Origin of the sequence: Parvibaculum sp. (assembly GCF_019635935.1) — a bacterium.
Classification (GTDB): Bacteria; Pseudomonadota; Alphaproteobacteria; order Parvibaculales; family Parvibaculaceae; genus Parvibaculum.
On the sequence record NZ_JAHBYN010000001.1, the window covers coordinates 1,780,513 to 1,799,717 of the forward strand.

Here is a 19,205-nt window from a genome sequence, read left to right on the forward strand (position 1 = left end):
GCAATCGGAGACGCGGCGGCTTCACGCCCCGGCGGCGGCGAGAACTTCCGGCGCCGGCGCCGGCGCGCGCTTGTCGGCGGGCGACCAGTCCTCGATCGAAATCTCGTTCTGGATCGTGCCGTCGAGAAGCCCCGTCGCTTTCGGGCAGCGCACGCCCGGCAACACGAAGACGTCGAAGAGTTCGCGCACCTCGCCGGTGAGCCTTATCCATTGCACGATGTCGCCCGAACGCGTGTCGACGATCTGGACGCCGCACCAGGGCTCGCCGTCGCGTTTGGCGAGTTCGGCGTCGAGTTCGAGCCCGGAGAAACTGCCGTCGCGCGGCAGCGACAATCCGACAAAGGCAAAATGCCCGTGAAAGGCGAGGCCGCGCGCAAAGCCCGGCAGGAAGGTGACGGTTTCGGTGGCGCCGGTATCGGGATCGACGCGGGCGAGACGGCCGCGGCCCGAATCGAGCACCCAGAGCTTGCCGTTGTGGAGGCGCGGCGAATGCGGCATCGAAAGCTTTTCGGTTACCATGCGATCGTTGCGCACATCCATGATGCAGCCGCCTTCGGCGCGCCGGTCGCGCCAGCCGGTGATGACGTCGCTCTTGCAGACGGCCGTCACATAACGCGGCTCGCCGTCATCCATCGCCAGCCCGTTGAGATGGCAGCGGTCTTCGGGCGCCAGCCGCGAGATGAAAGGCGGCTTCCAGAGCGGCTTGAAGCTGTGCGTCAGGCTGAAGGTCGAAAGACAGGAAAAGCGCGTGTTGACGAATATGACGCGGCCGGATTTTTCGACGCCGAGCTCGTGCACGTCGAGATCGCCGGTCGTCTGGGCGTTGCGCGGCACGTAATTGCGGTCGAAGCCGTCGGCAACGCGACCGCCCATCACGTCTTCGAGACGCCAGACCTGGAACTGTCCGGCAAGATAGAGCCGTTGCGGCGTCGCGGCGACGCCCATGGCGCGCATGAAATGGCGCTCGTGAAAGCTGACCTTGCCCTGCGGCAGCCGGCCGACGAGATAGAGACGGCCGCTCTGATAGGAGGTGAAACCGAAGCTGAATTTGTTGTCCGCCATGAAGGCCGACAAGCCGCGCGAGCAGGAAATCTGCGTGACTTTCTTCGGCCCCGCATCCGGCTGCGGCGCGGCGGCGGTGGCCTCGGGCTTCGCGGCCGCGGATTTTTTTGCAACCGGCTTTGCCGGTTTGCGCTTCGTTTCCCCCACCACGGAAATTCTCCCTTGCGAGCGGCATGCGCCGCGTTTGCTTCCTGATTGGACGAGAAAGAAATTCGTGCCCTGCCCGCTTCGTTTATCAATCGGCGAAGCGGCGCCACGGGGCGGCTGCTTCGTTACAACCGATTGCAACACAGCCATGAGCGGAAACTCGACCTCTATCGTCTCCATTTCCGTTCATCTTGTGCGAGGGAACGCCGCATGACCGGAAAGAAAAAGTCCGCCGCTAAAAAAGAGCCGGCCGCCGCACCGGCGCCGGAAAGTGCCGCGCCGGCGCTGGCAATCAATCCCGGCTTCCGCCCGGAAATATGGTTTCCAGCACCCGTCTGGGCCCGGCATGTGCCCGATCACGAGCGGATCGATGCGCATATTCTGTCCGTTCTGGAGGAACTGGAGCGGAACGGACGCGCCATCACGCGCTCGAATGTCGGCGGCTGGCACAGCGCCGCCAACCTCCATCTCGGGCCGGAGCTTGCCGAGATCAGGCGAATCATCGGCAATGCCTGCGCCGGTTGCGCGAGCCATCTGTCGTTCGACTTCGACCGCTTCGAGATGTTCTTTCAGGAGATGTGGCTCAACAAGAACGGGCCGGGCGACTTCAACAAGGCCCATGTGCATCCGAACTCGATCCTCTCGGGCGCCTATTACGCCAAGGTGCCGGCGAAAAGCGGCAACATCGAATTCTACGATCCGGTGCGCGAACGCGTGATGAGCACGTTTCCGGTCAAGGCGCGCACACGCATCAACAGCCAGGCCATGGAATATCGCGGGCGCGAAGGGCTGCTGCTGATCTTCCCCGGCTGGCTGCAGCATTCGGTGCAGCCGAACCGCAGCGAGGATTTCCGGGTCTCGATCAGCTTCAACATGGGCTTTCGGCCCAAGGGAGCGGGGCGGCCGGCGGCCTGAGCGGCCACTTGAACTTATGACATAAATCGTGCCAATATATTTGCAAGGCTCCGCCATTCCGGTGGGGCCTGCGAAGAGGCGCGACATGCAAGTAATCAATGAAGTGATGCCCGGCGACCCGAACCGGGTGCGGGAAATGATGGCGCCGGGCCCGGCCGGCCCGATTTTCATGGTCAACCTGCTGAAGTTCAAGGATCGCGCCGAATACAAGGACGGACGGCCCTGCGACCTGTCGGGCCGCGACGCCTACATGATCTATGGCCGCGCCGTGTCGAAGCTCCTGCCGAAATTCGGTGGCGGCGCCTTTTTCGCCGGCGACGTGACCTTCCTCGCGCTCGGCCAGGTGGAAGAACTCTGGGACGAGATCGCGATTGCGACCTATCCGAACCGCAAGGCGCTGTTCGACATGTCGACCTCGCCGGAATGGCAGGAAATCTCGGTTCACCGCGACGCGGGCCTGAAGGGCCAGCTCAACATCGAAACGGTGCTGCAGGACGGCGTTCTGGGCCGGCTGCAACCGCTGCTCGAAGCCATCACCAAAGGCTGACGGCAATGCAGGTCCTCAGGACGCCCGACGAACGCTTTGCAAGCCTCGAAGGCTATGGCTTCGAGCCGCATTACGCGACCGTGACCGACGACGACGGAACGGACTTGCGCATCCATTATGTGGATGAAGGTCCGCGCGGGCGCCCGCCCATCCTGCTGATGCATGGCAATCCGACCTGGGCCTATCTCTACCGCAAGATGATCCCGGTGCTGGCGGCGGCCGGCCACCGCGTGATCGCGGTCGATCTGATCGGCTGCGGCCGCTCCGACAAGCCGGCGGCGAAGGCCGACTACACGCTGGCGCGCCACTACGACTGGATGTCGAAATGGCTGACCGGCATGGACCTGAAAGACATCACGCTTTTCTGTCAGGACTGGGGCGGCACCATCGGCCTTTATCTCGTCTCGAAATATCCCGAACGCTTCGCCCGCGTGATCGCTTCGAACACCGGCCTGCCGACGGGCGACGGCGAAAGCGAATTCATGAAGATGTGGGTCGGCATGATGCGCGAGGCGACGAGTTTTCCGCTGGCCGACCTGCTGCCGCCCGGCATGGTGCATGAACTCACGCCCGGCGAGCTTGCCGCCTATATCGCGCCCTTTCCGACCGACGGCTATATGGCGGGCATCATCGCCTTTCCGCTGCTGATCGCCGTGCAGCCCGACAATCCGGGCGTGCCCTTGAACCGCGCCGCCTGGAAAGACCTCGAACGCTTCGACAAGCCTTTCCTGACGCTGTTCGGCGAACTGGACCCAGTGGCCAAGGGCGCCGACGCGGCAATGCAGAAGCGCATTCCAGGCGCCAAAGGCCAGCCGCACCGCATCTTCGCCAATGCGCATCATTTTATTCAGGAAGATATCCCCGGGGAACTTTGCGCGCACATACTGGGGTTCATCGCCACGACATCGCAGGGGGACAAGTGATGAGCGGGTTGAAAAAATGGCAGGCCTACGCGCTTGCTGGCGTTGTGGCGCTGACGGCCGTCGCCGGAACCGCCTTTGCCTTCCGCAAGGACCTGATCCTCTATTTCGTCGCAACGCGCGCCCGCGACGCAACGGTGGTGCTCGCGAACCGCGATATCCCCTGGCAGCAGGGCCCGGAAGTGGCGGCCGAAGCGGCCGGCAAGCGCCCGCCCAATATCGTCTTCATTCTCGCCGACGATCTCGGCTTCAACGACATCAGCTATTTCGGCGGCGGCGCGGCGGGCGGCATCGTGCAGACGCCGCATATCGATTCGATTGCACGAAACGGCGTCAACTTCTCGCGCGGCTATGCGGGCACCGCGGCCTGCGCGCCGTCGCGCGCCATGCTGATGACCGGCCGCTACGGCACGCGCACCGGCTTCGAATTCACGCCGACGCCGCCCGGCATGAAGCGGATCATGGATCTTTTCTACAATGACGGCAGCAGGCGCCACGAAATGCTCTTCGACGAAGACGCCGTCAAGCGCCAGCCGCCCTTTGCCGAACAGGGTCTGCCCGGCGCGGAGATCACGCTCGCCGAAGCGTTGAAGCCGCGCGGCTATCACAACATTCACATCGGCAAGTGGCATCTCGGCAATTCGGAGGAGTTCCGCCCCAACGCGCAAGGCTTCGACGAAACCGTGATGATGGAAAGCGGGCTCTTCCTGCCCGAAGACAGCCCCGACGTCGTCAATGCGAAGCTGCCTTTCGATCCGATCGACCAGTTTCTCTGGGCGCGCATGCGCTACGCGACATCTTATAACGGCAGCGAATGGTTCGAGCCGAAGGGCTATCTGACCGACTACTACACCGACGAAGCGGTGAAGGCGATCGAGGCCAACCGCAACCGCCCCTTCTTCCTCTATCTGGCGCATTGGGCCGTCCACACGCCGTTGCAGGCATCGAAGGAAGATTACGACGCATTGTCGATGATCGAGGATGAGCGGTTGCGCGTCTACGGGGCGATGATCCGCGCGCTGGACCGCGGCGTCGGCAGCGTCTTGCAGGCATTGAAGGACAACGGTCTCGACGACAACACGCTGGTGATTTTCACCAGCGACAATGGCGGTGCGGGATATATCGGCCTGCGCGACATCAACGCGCCCTATCGCGGCTGGAAGCTGACCTTCTTCGAAGGCGGCATTCGCGTGCCCTTCTTCGCGCAATGGCCGGCGCGGATCGAGGCCGGCGCGTCGCTCGACGAAGCCGTCGCGCATATCGACATGTTCCCGACCGTCCTCGCCGCCGCCGGTGCGCCGCTGCCGGACGACCGCATCATCGACGGTGTCGACCTGCTCGCGCGTCTCGACGCGGCAGCCGCGCCGCTCGACCGCCCGCTCTTCTGGCGCAATGCCTATTACCGCGTGGTGCAGAAAGACGGCTGGAAACTGCAGGTGACGACAAAGCCGGAGCGGACCTGGCTCTTCAACCTCAACGAAGATCCGACCGAACAGGTGAACCTCGCCGAACTCCATCCCGAGCGCGTGGCGGCGATGATCGAAATGCTCGACGCGCATGACGCGACGCAGCGCGAGCCGCTGTTCCCGGCCGTCGGCGAAATGCCGGTGACGATCGACAAGACGCTGGAAGAAGAAGCGACAGAAGACGACGAATTCATCTACTGGGCCGGTTGAGGCGAATGACAATCATGACAATGCTCCTGCCCGAAAGCACCAACGCCGCCTATCGCGGCCATCCCGCCGCGCCCTGGGGGCTGACGGCGCTCGGCATATTGACGATCGTGCCCGGCGCGATCCACGCTTTCCTGCCCGATGGCGGCGCCGGCGTGATTGCCGGGCTCGACCTGACGCATAACGCGACAACGATCATCGGCGTCTTTGCATGGGTCGGTGCGACGCAGATCGTCTGGGGGCTGACAATGCTGGCGGTGTCGCTGCGCTACCGGAGCCTCGTGCCGCTGCTGCTGGCGCTGATCCTTGTCGAACGGACGATCATCGCGCTCAACCAATGGGTTTTCAAACCGGGCGACGGGCCGGACCGCCCGCCGGAGGCCTATGCGACGCTTGCCGTCATTCCGGTCGTTGCGCTGTTGCTGACGCTGGCGTTGAAAAGACGGGCTTAAGATTTCTCGCAGGCCGCGCGCAATTCCTCCTCGACGACCCAGAGCCGGTCCTGACCCCAATGCATCGCACCGCCTTCGACGCGGAACGAGGGCACGCCCCAGGCGCCGCCGGCGAACATGTCGGTGCGGTTTTTCTCGGCGACGTCGCGCCATGACGGATCGGCCAGCGCTTTTTTGACAAAGGCTTGGTCGAGGCCCGCCCGCGCCGCGAGCCGCATGAGGCCGGCATCCGTCGCTGCATCAATACCCTCGGCGAAGACACCTTGCAGAAAGGATTGCGCGAAGGCGGCGCCCTTGCCCGCCGGGATCGCGTGATGCAGCACCGACAATCCGCGCTCGGCGCCGGCGCCGACGGGATCGGCGACGCGGCCGAAGGGCAGCCCGAGACGCTCGGCCTCGCGCTTGCAGTCGCGCACAATATAGAGCTGCTTGGCGAGCGGCACCGGCAGTCCACGCATCACCATCGGCAGCACGAAGCGCCATTTGAGATCGGCGCCGTAATGCGCGGCAAGTTTGCTGACGCGCTCGATGGCCAGATAAGTGTAGGGACTACGGAAGGAGATGAAGGCTTCGAAGACAGGCTTGCGACCCGCATTCGCCACCGGCTTGAGCGTCACCTCGCGGCGCGGCGCGATGAAGCCTTTCGGCGCATCGGCGCGGCGGAAAGGCACGAGACGTTCTTCGAGAAAGTCGAGCCGGTCGAGACCCCAGTACCACTCGCCCTCGAAACAGAACACCGCACCGAGATAGTGGCCGAGCTTGCGGCGCAGGCGGTCGCCTTCGGCAAGCGCCCTGGGGCTCGCATCGGGCGCGAGCGCCGACACATCCGCATCGAGCGCGAAACCGGCAAGCCGCGCCGACAGGCCCGCGTCGCGAAGCCCATAGGCCTTCAGCATGTCGGGCTCCGGCGCCGCCGCCATGTCGGGCGGCGACACGGCATGGATCTCGACATCGGCATCGTAGCGCGCGCGGAGCAGCGGCACGGCCTGGATGGCGAGGGTGCTGTAGGGATCGCCCGCCTGATGGAAATAATGGATGACGGGCCGCCGCCCGGCGAGCCGCCGCTTCAGCGCGCGGACGCGCCGGCTAAGCGTCCGGAGACGCGAACTGGTGATCAACGAAGAAACCACCGTCGCAACCTTCGTCCGCATCCCGCGCTCCGATTAATTATTGGCATTAATTATGCCAATAGTGGCCAGCGGGCCCCCGCCTGTCAATCTCGGGGACGCCGCCGCCATGCATTTGCCGAATTGGCTTGTCTTTGGCGTGGCGCCGGGTATATTTTAATTAGAATAGTTATAATCTACCCCCCCCCCGCGCCCGACCCCAACAAGGAGGAACAAGGCAAATGACCAAGGCAGAAAGCGGCAAGTGCCCGGTGATGCATGGCGGCGCCACGCACGCATCCATGGGAACCACGCCCATCGAATGGTGGCCCAACGCCCTCAATCTCGACATTCTCCACCAGCACGACACCAAGACCAATCCGCTGGGCAAGGATTTCAACTACCGCGAGGAACTGAAGAAGCTCGACGTCGCGGCGCTGAAAAAGGACATGCATGCCCTGATGACGGACAGCCAGGACTGGTGGCCGGCCGACTGGGGCCATTACGGCGGCTTGATGATCCGTCTCGCCTGGCACTCGGCCGGTTCCTACCGGCTCGCCGACGGGCGCGGCGGCGGCGGCGCCGGCAATATCCGCTTCGCGCCCCTCAATTCCTGGCCGGATAACGGCAACCTCGACAAGGCGCGGCGCCTGCTCTGGCCGCTGAAGAAGAAATACGGCAACAAGGTGAGCTGGGCCGATCTCATCATCCTGGCCGGCACCATCGCGTACGAATCGATGGGCCTGAAGACTTTCGGCTTCGGCTTCGGCCGCGAGGACATCTGGCACCCCGAAAAGGACACGTACTGGGGCGCCGAAAAGGAATGGCTCGGCCGCGACCGCTATGAAAGCGACGAAAATCCGATGTCGCTCGAAAATCCGCTCGCCGCCGTGCAGATGGGCCTGATCTACGTCAATCCCGAAGGCGTGGGCGGCAAGCCCGACCCGCAAAAGACCGCGCTCGAAGTGCGCGAGACCTTCAAGCGCATGGCGATGGACGACGAGGAAACCGCGGCGCTGACCTGCGGCGGCCACACCGTCGGCAAGGCGCATGGCAATGGCGATGCCGCCAATCTCGGACCGGCGCCGGAAGGCGGCGATGTCGAGGACCAGGGCTTCGGCTGGCTCAACAAGAAGACGCGCGGCGTCGGCAATCAGTCGGTGACGAGCGGCCTCGAAGGCGCATGGACCACCAACCCGACCAAATGGGACATGGGCTATTTCAAATTGCTCTTCGGCTATGACTGGGAACTGAAAAAGTCCCCGGCCGGCGCCTGGCAGTGGGAACCGGTCAACATCAAGGAAGAAGACAAGCCGCTCGATGCCGAGAACCCGTCGGTGCGTCACAATCCGATCATGACCGATGCCGACATGGCGATGAAGGTCGACCCGATCTACAACAAGATCTGCCAGAAGTTCATGTCGGACCCCGACTACTTCGCCGACACCTTCGCCCGCGCCTGGTTCAAGCTGACGCACCGCGACATGGGACCCCGCGCGCGCTATGTCGGGCCGGACGTGCCGAAGGAAGAGCTGATCTGGCAGGACCCGGTCCCCGCCGGCCGCAAGGATTACGACGTTGCGGCCGTGAAGGCGAAGATCGCCGCGAGCGGTCTGTCGACCGCCGAGATGGTCGCAACCGCGTGGGACAGCGCCCGCACCTATCGCGGCTCCGACATGCGCGGCGGCGCCAACGGCGCGCGCATCCGCCTTGCGCCCCAGAAGGACTGGGAAGCCAACGAACCGGCACGGCTGAAGAAAGTGCTGGCCGCGCTGGAACCGGTCGCCAAGGCAACGGGCGCAAGCCTCGCCGACGTCATCGTGCTCGCCGGCAATCTCGGCGTCGAGCAGGCGGCGAAAGCGGCGGGCGTCAATGTGTCGGTGCCCTTCGCGCCCGGCCGCGGCGACGCGACCGACGCGCAGACGGACGCCGCCTCCTTCGATGTGCTGGAACCGGCGGCCGACGGCTACCGCAACTTCCTGAAGAAGGACTACGCGGTGACGCCGGAAGAGCTGATGCTCGACCACACCCAGCTTCTCGGCCTCACCGCCGCGGAGATGACGGCGCTTGTCGGCGGCATGCGCGTGATCGGCACCAACCATGGCGGCACCAAACACGGTGTCTTCACCGACCGCCCCGGCGCGCTGACGACCGACTTCTTCGTCAACCTGACCGACATGGGCAACAAGTGGGAGCCGAAGGGCGCGAACCTCTACGACATCGTCGACCGCAAGAGCGGCAAGACGAAATGGACGGCAACCCGCGCCGACCTCGTCTTCGGTTCGAACGCGATCCTGCGCGCCTATGCCGAAGTCTATGCGCAGGACGACGCGAAGGAAAAGTTCGTGAAGGACTTCGTGGCGGCCTGGACGAAGGTGATGAACGCGGATCGTTTCGACCTCGCGGCCTGACGCTTTAGCGAAGGCTCACAAACATGCGCCGTCCCCGGATCGTCCGGGGGCGGCGTTTTTGTGGGGCAAGGCGCTGGCGTCACGCATCAAAGCTCTCCGCCCCGCCCTCGCGGAGCTACACGCTTCCCGCGGCAAGGCCACCGATCACTATACGCATCAATGTCTGCAAGGCCGCCTCCTGATCGAGGCCGGCCTTTGCCGCTGCCTCGACATGCGCGGGATGAACGAAGACCGTAAAGGCGTCGCGGACGGCACCCGCAGCCGCGTCGAGATCCATCGGGCCGAACTCTCCCCGCGCGACGCCGTCGGCGAGGATGAGGCGGATGAGCCCGGTCATACGGCGCGCATAGTCCACGATGAGGTCCGGGCGCTCCTCCACGATGCGCCGATAAAGCGCATGCATCTCGGGATCGTTGCCGAACTTGGCGCGCTTGTTCCGGTGGAGCGTCAGGACAAGCGCCGCCAGCCGCTCGGCAGCGGGGCCATCCGCCTCGACGAAGGTTTCGGCGAGCGTGGCTTCCTCAGCCATGGTTGCGGCGGCGAGCGCGTCGAAGATCTCGGCCTTGGACCGGAAGTGCCGGTATATCGCGGAATGAGACAGGCCCATCGCCTGAGCGATGTCGACCACGTTCGTCTTCGCGCCGCCAAAGCGGCGGATCAATTCCCTGGCTGTCTCCAGAATGCGGTCGCGCTGGTTTGGAAGGGCATTTTCCATGGGCGCTGATCTAAGCCAAAAGAGCCGCAAGAGGCAACATGTAACAAAATACATTTTTTGTCTTGTGTTCTCGGCCTTCGGCTGCGATGGTTGCCCCGCAATCAAGGGAGAACCGCCATGACATCGCCTTACAACGCTCCAACCAGCCGCACAGTACTCGTCACCGGAGGGTCCGGATTTGTGGGCGGCCATCTGATCGCGCGCCTGCGCGAGGTCGGCTGGCAGGTGCGCGGCATCGGCCGGTCGGCAGCGAGCCGGGCCGCCGTGGCGGCACAGGGTGCCGAGCCCTGGGATGCCGACCTCGCCGACCCTGCCGCACTCGAGCGCGCGATGGCGGGCGTGGACACGGTCTTCCACGTTGCGGCGCATTTCAAACTCTGGGGGCCGCGCCGTCTCTTTCGCGCGATGAATGTCGCGGGCACCCGCAATGTGGTGTCCGCCGCCCAGCGCGCAGGCGTCCGGCGCGTCGTCTATGTCAGCGCCGCGGCTGTTGTCATGGGTCGTCCCGAACCGCAGCGCGCCGTGACCGAGGACCTGCCGCTGCGCCGGATGGGTTTCGCTCCCTATTCCACGAGCAAGGCCGAGGCGGAAAAGATTCTCCGGGCCGCAAACGGCCGCCGCAAGGGGTTCTCGACCGTCGCGATCCGTCCGCCCTTCATCTGGGGACCGGACATGCCGGCACTCGACCATATGGTGGAAACGGTAAGGGGCGGGCAATTCCAGTGGGTCGCTGGCGGCGGGCAGGCACTGTCGACCTGCCATGTGGACAATCTCTGCCACGCGCTGATTCTGGCGGCCGACCACGGAGAGGACGGCGCCGCCTATTTCGTATCGGACGGTGCCGACACCACGCTGAAGACTTTTCTGACCCGCCTCTTTACGAGCCGCGGTGTCACGCCGAATGACCGTACCGTGTCCTTCGGGCTCGCCTGGACGATGGCGGGCGTCATGGGTACGGCATGGCGCCTCCTGCGCCTGAAGGGTGAGCCGCCGATCACCCGGCAAATGCTGCGGCTGATCGGCAAGGACTTCACGCTCGATATCTCAAAGGCGCGGACAGAGCTCGGCTATGCACCGGTCCTGACGCCCGAAGACGGATTCCGCATGATGACAAACCCCGCGTCCGGCTCCAGCGCGACCGCATCCTCACACGTCCATGCCGGCTAGTCTTGCAGCTATGCAGACGACCGCTGGCGCCGAAGGAACGCTGGCCGAAACTCGCCGCGCTGCGCGCACGCCGAGGCTCGCAAACAAGCGCCGTTCCCGGATCATCCGGAGACGGTGGGTTTTTGCTTTGAGACAGAAAATTGCACCGATTTACCGCGATGCGGGATAGACACGCCTGCATTGACCTTGCAACGCATCACCATAACCTTCATCACATATCATTACGCTGCCCGTCCAACGATCAAGCACCACAACAGCGCGCGGACTCGAAACGTGGGACCAGACACTTCACAACGAAGCATGTGGAAGAATACCAAGACTGCAGTAAAGCACGCAGCAGTTAGCACGCCCCTCGTCCAGCCGACCACAACGCTCCCCTCCCGCTTTCTTTCGATCAATCTTTCAACTACTCAGACTACCATTGGCGGCACAAATCAGAGGCGTGGGGTTGGCGAAAGCAGACGTTGGCGCTATTCCGGTAACAACTGATCGGCCTCACGGTTGCTGCTTGAGGTGCTTCGAGCCTTTCTCATCAGCGTATCGGCGCAAGGCTTCATCCATAACAATGCCAAGCCGCAGTGCGTCCTGATAACGGTTGAATACCCTAGGAGACTCTACCATCATTTCGTCACGCGCAGCGCGCACCCGCATAACCGGATCAATATCTGGGCTGTCAGCGATCCGTCGGAAATAGTCTGCCGCGGACTCTACATACTGCCACGGCGCTGGGTATTCCGCTTGTTGGAGAGCCTGAACCACGCGACTTTCGATACCCTTCCGGCCAACAACGAAGGTGATCCAGTCGCGTACCGAGTTCTTCATCCATAAAAGCATCGCGGCCACCTGAATGCCGACAAGCCAGACAAAGAAGCTAGAGGTATCTCCTCCCGTTAATTTGTTGATGCCGAATGCAACGCCTGCTTCGTAAATCAACGCTATGCCCAATCCAATTGCAGTTTGTCGCCTGATCTGCGCCCCGATTTGCATGTGCTTCCCTCGGTTAAACACGAAAAAACGGAAACCAGCTTGTCATACACGGCGCGCTGCACCAGCAGAGGATTCGATTGGCTCCTTAGGATTTTTTGGCAAATTTCGAGGCAAGCCGTGACAGTGTGGCGATAAAGCGGAGGATGCCGTCCTTGGTTTTCATTTAAAAGCAAGTGCTTGCGATATCTAACTGGTGAAGCGTGTGGGATTGGCGAAAACAGGCTTTGGCCTGTTTTCGTCCTTGGCCTGACGGCCGGCGGATCGAACGGCGGAGCCGTTCGCCCCAAAACGCTGGCGCGTTTTGTCGAACATGGGTTCTCGCCGCATCCGCACTTCCGCCACTAAAAAGGGCCCCTGTTAAGGGGCCCTTTTTAGTGGCGGAGAGGGTGGGATTCGAACCCACGGTACCCTTGCGAGCACGCCGCATTTCGAGTGCGGTACTTTCAACCACTCAGCCACCTCTCCGCAGAGGACGGACGGATTTGGGATTGCCGCCCGCATGGTCGAAACGGCGCGGAATGTAAACGCCGCGCGGCCCCCGCACAAGACCGGATCGGGACGGAAAAAGGGAAAGCCGGGCAAGGCTTAGGCAGGAATCGCGCGGCCTGCTAGACTGCGGCCATGAGCGGCACCGACACCGGACACAACGAGACCCCGAAGCCCAAGGCCCGCGTGGCCGCCGCCTGGGCGGTTCATGCCTTCACGGCATCGGGCGTCGTGACCGGCCTTCTGGCGATCGCGGCGCTGATTGCGGGCGATTTGCGCCTCGCGCTCTTGTGGCTGGGGGCCGCCCTCATCATCGACGGTTTCGACGGGCCGATGGCCCGCAAGGTCCGTGTGACCGAATATGCGCCGCGCTTCGACGGCGCCGTGCTCGACCTCGTGATCGACTACCTGACCTATACGGTGATCCCGGCGCTGCTGATCTACCGTTTCGGCATGGTGCCGCCCGGCTGGGAAATCCCGGCCGCCGCCTTCATCATGACGACCTCGCTCTATTGCTTCGGCAACCGCGAGATGAAGACGAAGGACAATTATTTCTCGGGCTTCCCGGCCGTCTGGAACCTGGTGGTGCTTTATTTCTTCATTGCCGGCACCGGCCAATGGGCCAATCTGGCGATGATCGCCGGGCTCGGCATCCTGACCTTCGTGCCGCTGAAATTCGTTCACCCGTTCCGGGTCGAGGCGTTGCGCCCGCTGACGCTGGCCATGACGGCGCTGTGGACCGGGCTGACGCTCTGGCTGGTGCTGGCGAGCAGCCCGGCGCTGGCCCCCGCCGAGGCCGCGCCCGCGGCTTTCTGGGCCTTCTGGGCGGTCTCGCTCTATTTTCTGGCGCTCTGTGCCCTGCGCACCCTGCAGGACGCGAAAAGCGGCTGAAAAGCCCTGAAATCAAGCCCTTCCGCGGCTTGACACCCGGTCTTCCCCCTGTATATTGCCCGCCAATTCGGCCCGTGCCGCTTTCAACAGGCGGCGCGTCGGGCTTTTTTCGTTACATGGTGGATTTAGCGATGTTCGCAGTCATCCGGACCGGCGGCAAACAATACAAGGTCGCAAAAGACGATCTTCTCGAAATCGAGAAGATCGAAGCGAAGGCCGGCGACAAGATCGACCTCGGCGATGTGCTGATGGTCGGCGGCGAAGGCGCGCCGAAGGTCGGCAGCCCCATCGTCGCGGGCGCCAAGGTGAAGGCCGAAGTGGTCGAGCAGACCCGCGGGCCGAAGCTGACGATCTTCAAGAAGCGCCGCCGTCAGAATTATCGCCGCAAGAACGGCCATCGCCAGGATCTGACGCTGGTCAAGATCCTCGACATTGCCGGCTGAGCGGCAGGGAGTAGAGACAAATGGCTCATAAAAAGGCAGGCGGTTCCTCCCGCAACGGTCGCGACAGCGCCGGCCGCCGTCTCGGCGTCAAGAAGTTCGGCGGCGAGAACGTTCTCGCCGGCAACATCATCGTGCGCCAGCGCGGCACCAAGGTGCATCCGGGCGAAAATGTCGGCATCGGCAAGGATCACACGATCTTCGCGACCCGCGAGGGCACCGTCGAGTTTCGCAAGCGCCGCAACGGCCGCGCCTTCGTGTCGGTCGTCCCGGCGGCCATGCCGTCGAACGCGGCGGATTGATCGCGGGGTGAACGCCACCTCGCAAAGGTGGCGACCATCGAAATACGAAAGGGAGATGGACCGCCATCTCCCTTTTTTCGTGCCCTTTCGGGGTTGGAGGATCCCGATGCAGGAAGAGTTGAAAACGGAAAGGCTGCTGCTGCGGCCGCTGCGCGAAACGGATGCCGAGAGGCTCGCAGCGCTCGCCGACAACTGGAACGTCGCCCGGATGCTTTCGCGCATGCCCTTTCCCTACACGCTCGACATGGCGCATGAATGGATCGGCAAGCAGACCGCCTTGCGCGCCGGGGGCGAGGAACACGCCTATGCGCTCGACCTCGACGGCGATTTCATCGGCAGTTGCGGCGTGCAGGTCCATGCCGACGGCACGCATGAAATCGGCTACTGGGTGGGCGAGCCTTACTGGAACAAGGGCTATGCGAGCGAAGCGGGCGCGGCCGTGCTTGCCGCCGCCGTCGCGCGCTTCGGCGCGGCGACGCTGATCTCGGGCCACTTCGCCGAGAACCATGCCTCGGGCCGTGTGCTGACCAAACTCGGCTTCCGCTATACTGGCGAGGAGCAACGCTGGTGCCTGGCGCGGCAGGAAAAGGTGCATTGCCTGACCATGCGGCTGGCGCGGATGGACGTGTGAGATGAAATTTCTCGATCAGGCGAAAATCCATATTCGTTCGGGCAATGGCGGCGCCGGCTGCGTCAGTTTCCGGCGCGAGAAGTTCATCGAATATGGCGGGCCCGACGGCGGCGATGGCGGCCGGGGCGGCGATGTGATCGTCGAATGCGCCGACGGTCTCAACACGCTGATCGATTTCCGCTTCCAGCAGCACTTCAAGGCGAAGACCGGCATGCACGGCATGGGCAAGAACCGCGCCGGCGCCAATGGCGCCGACGTGGTGCTGAAGGTGCCCGCCGGCACGCAGGTGTTCGAGGAAGACGGCGAAACGCTGATCGCCGACATGACGGAGCCCGGCCAGCGCATCGTGCTCGCCAAAGGCGGCAATGGCGGCTTCGGCAATGCCTATTTCAAAAGCGCGACCAACCAGTCGCCGCGCCGCGCCAATCCCGGACAGGAAGGCATCGAGAAGATCGTCGTGCTGCGGCTGAAGCTGATTGCCGATGCAGGCCTTGTCGGCCTGCCCAATGCCGGCAAGTCGACTTTCCTTGCCGCGGTGAGCGCCGCCAAGCCGAAGATTGCCGACTACCCTTTCACCACACTCGATCCCGGCCTCGGCGTCGTCACCGTCGACACGCGCAGCTTCGTGCTGGCCGATATTCCGGGCCTGATCGAGGGCGCGCATGAAGGCGCAGGGCTCGGCGACCGCTTTCTCGGCCATCTCGAACGCTGCAGCATTCTGATCCATCTGGTCGACGGCACGCAGGAAGACGTCGCCGATGCCTATGCGGTCATTCGCGGCGAGATCGAAGCCTATGGTGCGGGCCTTGAAGACAAGCCCGAAATTCTCTGCCTCAACAAGGCCGACGCCTTGACGGAGGAAGAACGCGCCGAAAGGAAGCGCGCGCTCGAAGAAGCAAGCGGCGGCACGGTGCATTTGCTGTCGGGCGTTTCGGGCGAAGGCGTGACGGCGGTGCTGCGCCTCGTCGCCGACGAAATCGCCCGGAACCGCGCGGCGGAACGCGCCGAAGAAAATCAGACCGAAGAAGAGGGCTGGCAGCCATGAGCGCGTCCTATCTGGCACAAGCGCAGCGCGTCGTCGTCAAGATCGGTTCGGCGCTGCTGACCGACGCCGAAACCGGCAAGCTCAACCGCACCTGGCTGCAGGCGCTGGTCGAAGACGTGGCGCGGATGCGCGCGCGCGGGCAGGAAATGCTGATCGTCTCCTCGGGCGCCATCGCGCTCGGACGCCGCGCGCTGAAGCTCGCCCCCGGCAAGCTGAAACTCGAGGAGAGCCAGGCCGCCGCGGCCGTCGGCCAGATCGGCCTTGCTCATGCCTTTCAGGAAATGCTGTCGGCCTATGGTCATTCCTGCGCGCAAATTCTGGTGACGCTGGAAGACACCGAGGAGCGCCGCCGCTATCTGAATGCGCGCTCGACCATCTCGACGCTGCTGAAGCTCGGCGCGGTGCCCGTCATCAACGAGAACGACACGGTGGCGACGACCGAAATCCGCTACGGCGACAACGACCGCCTCGCCGCCCGCGTCGCCAGCATGATGTCGGCCGACTGTCTGGTGCTGCTGTCGGATGTCGACGGCCTCTACACCGCCCCGCCCCATCTGACCGGCGCAACGCATCTGCCGGAGGTCGCGGAGATCACGCCCGAGATCGAGGCGATGGCCGGCGGCGCCGCCAGCGAGTTTTCGCGCGGCGGCATGAAAACGAAACTGGCCGCCGCCCGCATCGCCACCGATGGCGGCGCGCGCATGGCGATCGCCAATGGTCACGGGCTGCATCCCCTGAAGGCGATCGAGGATGGCGCGCGCTGCACATGGTTCGCCGCCCATTCCACGCCCTATGCGGCGCGCAAACGCTGGATCTCGGGCTCGCTGAAAAGTCTCGGCGCGCTTGTCATCGATGACGGCGCGGTCAAGGCGCTGACGCAGGGACGCAGCCTGCTGCCGGCCGGCGTCGCCACCGTCGAGGGCATCTTCGGACGCGGCGACGCGGTGAGCGTGCGCGACAAAGCGGGCCACGAAATCGCCAGCGGCCTCGTCGCCTATTCAAGCGACGATGCGCGGCGCATTGCCGGACATTCGAGCCACGAAATCGAGGAACTGCTCGGCTATTCGGGCCGCGCCGAAATGATCCATCGCGACGATCTGGTGCTGAAGAAGGGCTGAGCCCGTTGAAACCGGCGCATCCGCCTGAGATACTTCGTACAAGGCGCGTGCAGTTAACGAGGGGGAGAACCCCATGACGATTGTGAAGATGAACGCGGAACGGCAGGACGTGACGGCGCTGATGGCCGAAATCGGCCGCGCCGCGCGCGCCGCCGCGACAAAACTCGCGCATACGCCGACCAAGCAGAAGGATGCGGCGCTGCTCGCCGCCGCCATGGCCATGCGCGCCAATGTCGACGACATTCTGAACGCCAATGCCGAGGATGTGGCGGACGCGGTGAAGAACGGTCTCACACCGGCGATGATCGACCGGCTGACGCTCGATGTGAAGCGCGTGGAGGCCATTGCCCGCGCGCTCGAGGACATCGCCGCCCTGCCCGATCCCGTCGGCACGAAGATCGCCGAATGGGATCGCCCCAACGGTCTGCATATCGAGCGCGTACGCACGCCGCTCGGCGTTGTCGGCATCATCTATGAGAGCCGCCCCAACGTGACGGCGGATGCGGGCGCACTGTGCCTGAAATCCGGCAATGCGGCGATCCTGCGCGGCGGCTCGGAAGCGCTGCGGTCGAGCAAGGCGATCCATGCCTCGCTGATCGAGGGCATTGTCGCCTCGAACCTGCCCGAAGCGTCGATCCAGCTCGTGCCGGTTGCCGACCGCGCCGCCGTCGGCGAAATGCTGCGCGGCCTCGACGGCAATCTCGACGTGATCGTGCCGCGCGGCGGCAAGAGCCTTGTCGCGCGCGTACAGGACGAAGCGCGCGTGCCGGTCTTCGCGCATCTCGAAGGCATCTGCCATGTCTATGTCGACGGCGACGCCGATCTCGACATGGCGCGCAACATCGTCCTCAATTCGAAGCTGCGCCGCACCGGCATTTGCGGTGCGGCCGAAACGCTGCTGGTCGACGAAGCCTGCGCGGCGACACATCTGAAACCGCTGGTCGAGGCGCTGATCGCCGAGGGCTGCGAAGTGCGCGGCGACACAGCGGCGCAAGCGGTGGACACCCGTGTCAAACCGGCAACGGAAGAAGACTGGCGCACCGAATATCTCGACGCGATCATTTCCGTGCGCGTCGTGAAAGGCGTCGATGCCGCGATGGCGCATATCGTCGAATACGGTTCGGCGCATACCGAGGCGATCGTGACCGGCAATGCGGCGACCGCCGCGCGGTTCCTGAGCGAACTCGACAGCGCGATATTGCTGCACAACGCCTCGACGCAATTTGCCGATGGCGGCGAGTTCGGCATGGGCGCCGAAATCGGCATCGCCACCGGCAAGTTTCATGCGCGCGGGCCCGTCGGCGTCGAACAGTTGACGAGCTTCAAATATGCGGTGCGCGGCAACGGCCAGGTGCGGCCCTGACGGATATCCGCACATGACGCGCCGCCGCGAGCTGCTGACGCCGAGAATGAAAGTCGGCCTGCTCGGCGGTTCCTTCAATCCTGCGCATGAGGGCCATCTGCATCTGACGCGGATGTGTTTGCGCGCGCTCGGGCTCGACCGCGTCTGGTGGCTGGTCTCGCCGCAAAATCCGTTGAAACCCGAAACGGGCATGGCGCCCTTCGCCGACCGCTTCGCCTCGGCGCAGGCGATGGCGCGCGACCCGCGCATCTGCGTCAGCGACATCGAGACGCGGCTCGGCACGCGCTACACCGCCGACACGCTGACCGCCTTGCGCGCGCGCCACCCGGATGTCCGCTTCGTCTGGCTGATGGGCGCCGACAACATGATCGATCTGCCGCGCTGGCGGCGCTGGCGCGACATCGCGGGCGGCGTGCCGATTGCCGTGTACCCGAGGCCCGGCTTCACGTTGAAGGCGCGCCTGTCGCCGGCCGCCGCGGCGCTGCGCCCTCACTTGCTCGACGCGAGCGACGGCGCCCTGCTGGCGGACGCCGCGCCGCCGGCGCTGATATTCCTTGAAGGCCCGGAAAGCCGCCATTCGGCGACCGAAATCCGCAGCCGCGGCGGCTGGCCAGCCGCCGGCACGATCGCCCTGTCGCGGAACCTTTAAAATCCGGTCATTGAACTTGAGCGCCCCCGACCTTATTGTCGGAGAGCCGGTGTCCGGCGTCGGGCCCGGCTTTGTGCGAGTCAGCAAACCAAGGAGCCTGTTCCTGACCAGTCAATCAAGGGACCTGAGGGTCCGCCATGCGCCCGCAAGGGCAAGTGCAGCAAAGCCTAGTGATACA

The 19,205-nt window shown here is 64.2% G+C and carries 20 protein-coding genes and 1 tRNA gene; 16 read left to right on the forward strand and 5 right to left on the reverse strand.

Features of this window, described 5'->3' with window-relative positions; translation table 11 throughout:
* Positions 1–21: 21 nt before the first annotated feature.
* Entirely contained in the window at positions 22–1,062 is a 1,041-nt protein-coding gene (locus tag KF719_RS08875) for a TIGR03032 family protein (protein WP_293508357.1), read from the reverse strand.
* Between KF719_RS08875 and KF719_RS08880 the strand changes: the two genes are divergently transcribed.
* The 6 genes from KF719_RS08880 to KF719_RS08905 all read left to right on the forward strand — a co-directional run bounded on the left by KF719_RS08880 (position 1,061) and on the right by KF719_RS08905 (position 5,716).
* Entirely contained in the window at positions 1,061–1,423 is a 363-nt protein-coding gene (locus KF719_RS08880; RefSeq protein WP_293508358.1) for a hypothetical protein, read from the forward strand. The genes KF719_RS08875 and KF719_RS08880 overlap by 2 nt on opposite strands.
* Complete coding sequence (locus KF719_RS08885) at positions 1,420–2,124, forward strand: TIGR02466 family protein (RefSeq protein ID WP_293508359.1); 705 nt, start codon at positions 1,420–1,422, stop codon at positions 2,122–2,124. The genes KF719_RS08880 and KF719_RS08885 overlap by 4 nt, the downstream gene beginning before the upstream one ends.
* 85 nt (positions 2,125–2,209) lie before the next feature.
* A complete protein-coding gene (locus KF719_RS08890) occupies positions 2,210–2,671 on the forward strand; it encodes a DUF1330 domain-containing protein (protein ID WP_293508360.1) in 462 nt (153 codons plus the stop codon).
* A 5-nt stretch (positions 2,672–2,676) separates the two neighbouring features.
* Positions 2,677–3,594 (forward strand): haloalkane dehalogenase, encoded by a 918-nt coding sequence (locus KF719_RS08895; RefSeq protein WP_293508361.1) that lies wholly within the window; start codon positions 2,677–2,679, stop codon positions 3,592–3,594.
* Complete coding sequence (locus KF719_RS08900; protein WP_293508362.1) at positions 3,594–5,267, forward strand: sulfatase-like hydrolase/transferase; 1,674 nt, start codon at positions 3,594–3,596, stop codon at positions 5,265–5,267. Before KF719_RS08895 ends, KF719_RS08900 begins: the two co-directional genes overlap by 1 nt.
* Positions 5,268–5,272: 5 nt before the next feature.
* Complete coding sequence (locus KF719_RS08905; protein ID WP_293508363.1) at positions 5,273–5,716, forward strand: hypothetical protein; 444 nt, start codon at positions 5,273–5,275, stop codon at positions 5,714–5,716.
* Here the strand turns inward: KF719_RS08905 and KF719_RS08910 are convergent.
* Positions 5,713–6,867, reverse strand: coding sequence for a DsbA family protein (locus KF719_RS08910; protein WP_293508364.1), 1,155 nt, complete (start codon positions 6,865–6,867; stop codon positions 5,713–5,715). The genes KF719_RS08905 and KF719_RS08910 overlap by 4 nt on opposite strands.
* 197 nt (positions 6,868–7,064) lie before the next feature.
* Between KF719_RS08910 and katG the strand changes: the two genes are divergently transcribed.
* Positions 7,065–9,233: a catalase/peroxidase HPI gene (katG, locus tag KF719_RS08915; RefSeq protein ID WP_293508365.1), complete on the forward strand. Its 2,169-nt coding sequence runs from the start codon at positions 7,065–7,067 to the stop codon at positions 9,231–9,233.
* Positions 9,234–9,348: 115 nt separating this feature from the next.
* On the opposite strand, the gene KF719_RS08920 is transcribed toward katG, so the two are convergent.
* Positions 9,349–9,948, reverse strand: a complete 600-nt coding sequence (locus tag KF719_RS08920; protein WP_293508366.1) for a TetR/AcrR family transcriptional regulator — start codon at positions 9,946–9,948, stop codon at positions 9,349–9,351.
* A 117-nt stretch (positions 9,949–10,065) separates the two neighbouring features.
* Here KF719_RS08920 and KF719_RS08925 point away from each other — a divergent pair, with 117 nt between their 5' ends.
* Entirely contained in the window at positions 10,066–11,115 is a 1,050-nt protein-coding gene (locus KF719_RS08925) for an NAD-dependent epimerase/dehydratase family protein (protein ID WP_293508367.1), read from the forward strand.
* A gap of 495 nt (positions 11,116–11,610) precedes the next feature.
* Here the strand turns inward: KF719_RS08925 and KF719_RS08930 are convergent, their stop codons facing one another.
* Positions 11,611–12,102 carry a hypothetical protein gene (locus tag KF719_RS08930; protein ID WP_293508368.1) on the reverse strand — a complete coding sequence of 164 codons (492 nt, stop codon included), beginning with the start codon at positions 12,100–12,102 and terminating at the stop codon, positions 11,611–11,613.
* A gap of 375 nt (positions 12,103–12,477) precedes the next feature.
* A tRNA-Ser gene (locus KF719_RS08935) sits at positions 12,478–12,567 on the reverse strand.
* Positions 12,568–12,723: 156 nt separating this feature from the next.
* Here KF719_RS08935 and KF719_RS08940 point away from each other — a divergent pair.
* From KF719_RS08940 to KF719_RS08975, 8 genes are all read left to right on the forward strand, one after another.
* Complete coding sequence (locus KF719_RS08940) at positions 12,724–13,479, forward strand: CDP-alcohol phosphatidyltransferase family protein (protein ID WP_293508369.1); 756 nt, start codon at positions 12,724–12,726, stop codon at positions 13,477–13,479.
* A gap of 131 nt (positions 13,480–13,610) precedes the next feature.
* Positions 13,611–13,922 carry a 50S ribosomal protein L21 gene (gene rplU / locus KF719_RS08945; RefSeq protein WP_293508370.1) on the forward strand — a complete coding sequence of 104 codons (312 nt, stop codon included), beginning with the start codon at positions 13,611–13,613 and terminating at the stop codon, positions 13,920–13,922.
* A 20-nt stretch (positions 13,923–13,942) separates the two neighbouring features.
* Positions 13,943–14,221, forward strand: coding sequence for a 50S ribosomal protein L27 (gene rpmA / locus KF719_RS08950; protein WP_293508371.1), 279 nt, complete (start codon positions 13,943–13,945; stop codon positions 14,219–14,221).
* 106 nt (positions 14,222–14,327) lie between these two features.
* Positions 14,328–14,852, forward strand: a complete 525-nt coding sequence (locus KF719_RS08955) for a GNAT family N-acetyltransferase (RefSeq protein WP_293508372.1) — start codon at positions 14,328–14,330, stop codon at positions 14,850–14,852.
* A 1-nt stretch (position 14,853) separates the two neighbouring features.
* The gene (gene obgE / locus KF719_RS08960; RefSeq protein ID WP_293508373.1) at positions 14,854–15,897 is read left to right on the forward strand and encodes a GTPase ObgE; all 1,044 of its coding nucleotides are present in this window, start codon (positions 14,854–14,856) and stop codon (positions 15,895–15,897) included.
* Entirely contained in the window at positions 15,894–17,015 is a 1,122-nt protein-coding gene (gene proB, locus KF719_RS08965) for a glutamate 5-kinase (RefSeq protein WP_293508374.1), read from the forward strand. Before obgE ends, proB begins: the two co-directional genes overlap by 4 nt.
* Before the next feature lie 73 nt (positions 17,016–17,088).
* Positions 17,089–18,378 (forward strand): glutamate-5-semialdehyde dehydrogenase, encoded by a 1,290-nt coding sequence (locus KF719_RS08970; protein ID WP_293508375.1) that lies wholly within the window; start codon positions 17,089–17,091, stop codon positions 18,376–18,378.
* A 13-nt stretch (positions 18,379–18,391) separates the two neighbouring features.
* Positions 18,392–19,027, forward strand: a complete 636-nt coding sequence (locus KF719_RS08975; RefSeq protein WP_293508376.1) for a nicotinate-nucleotide adenylyltransferase — start codon at positions 18,392–18,394, stop codon at positions 19,025–19,027.
* Positions 19,028–19,205 lie beyond the last annotated feature (178 nt).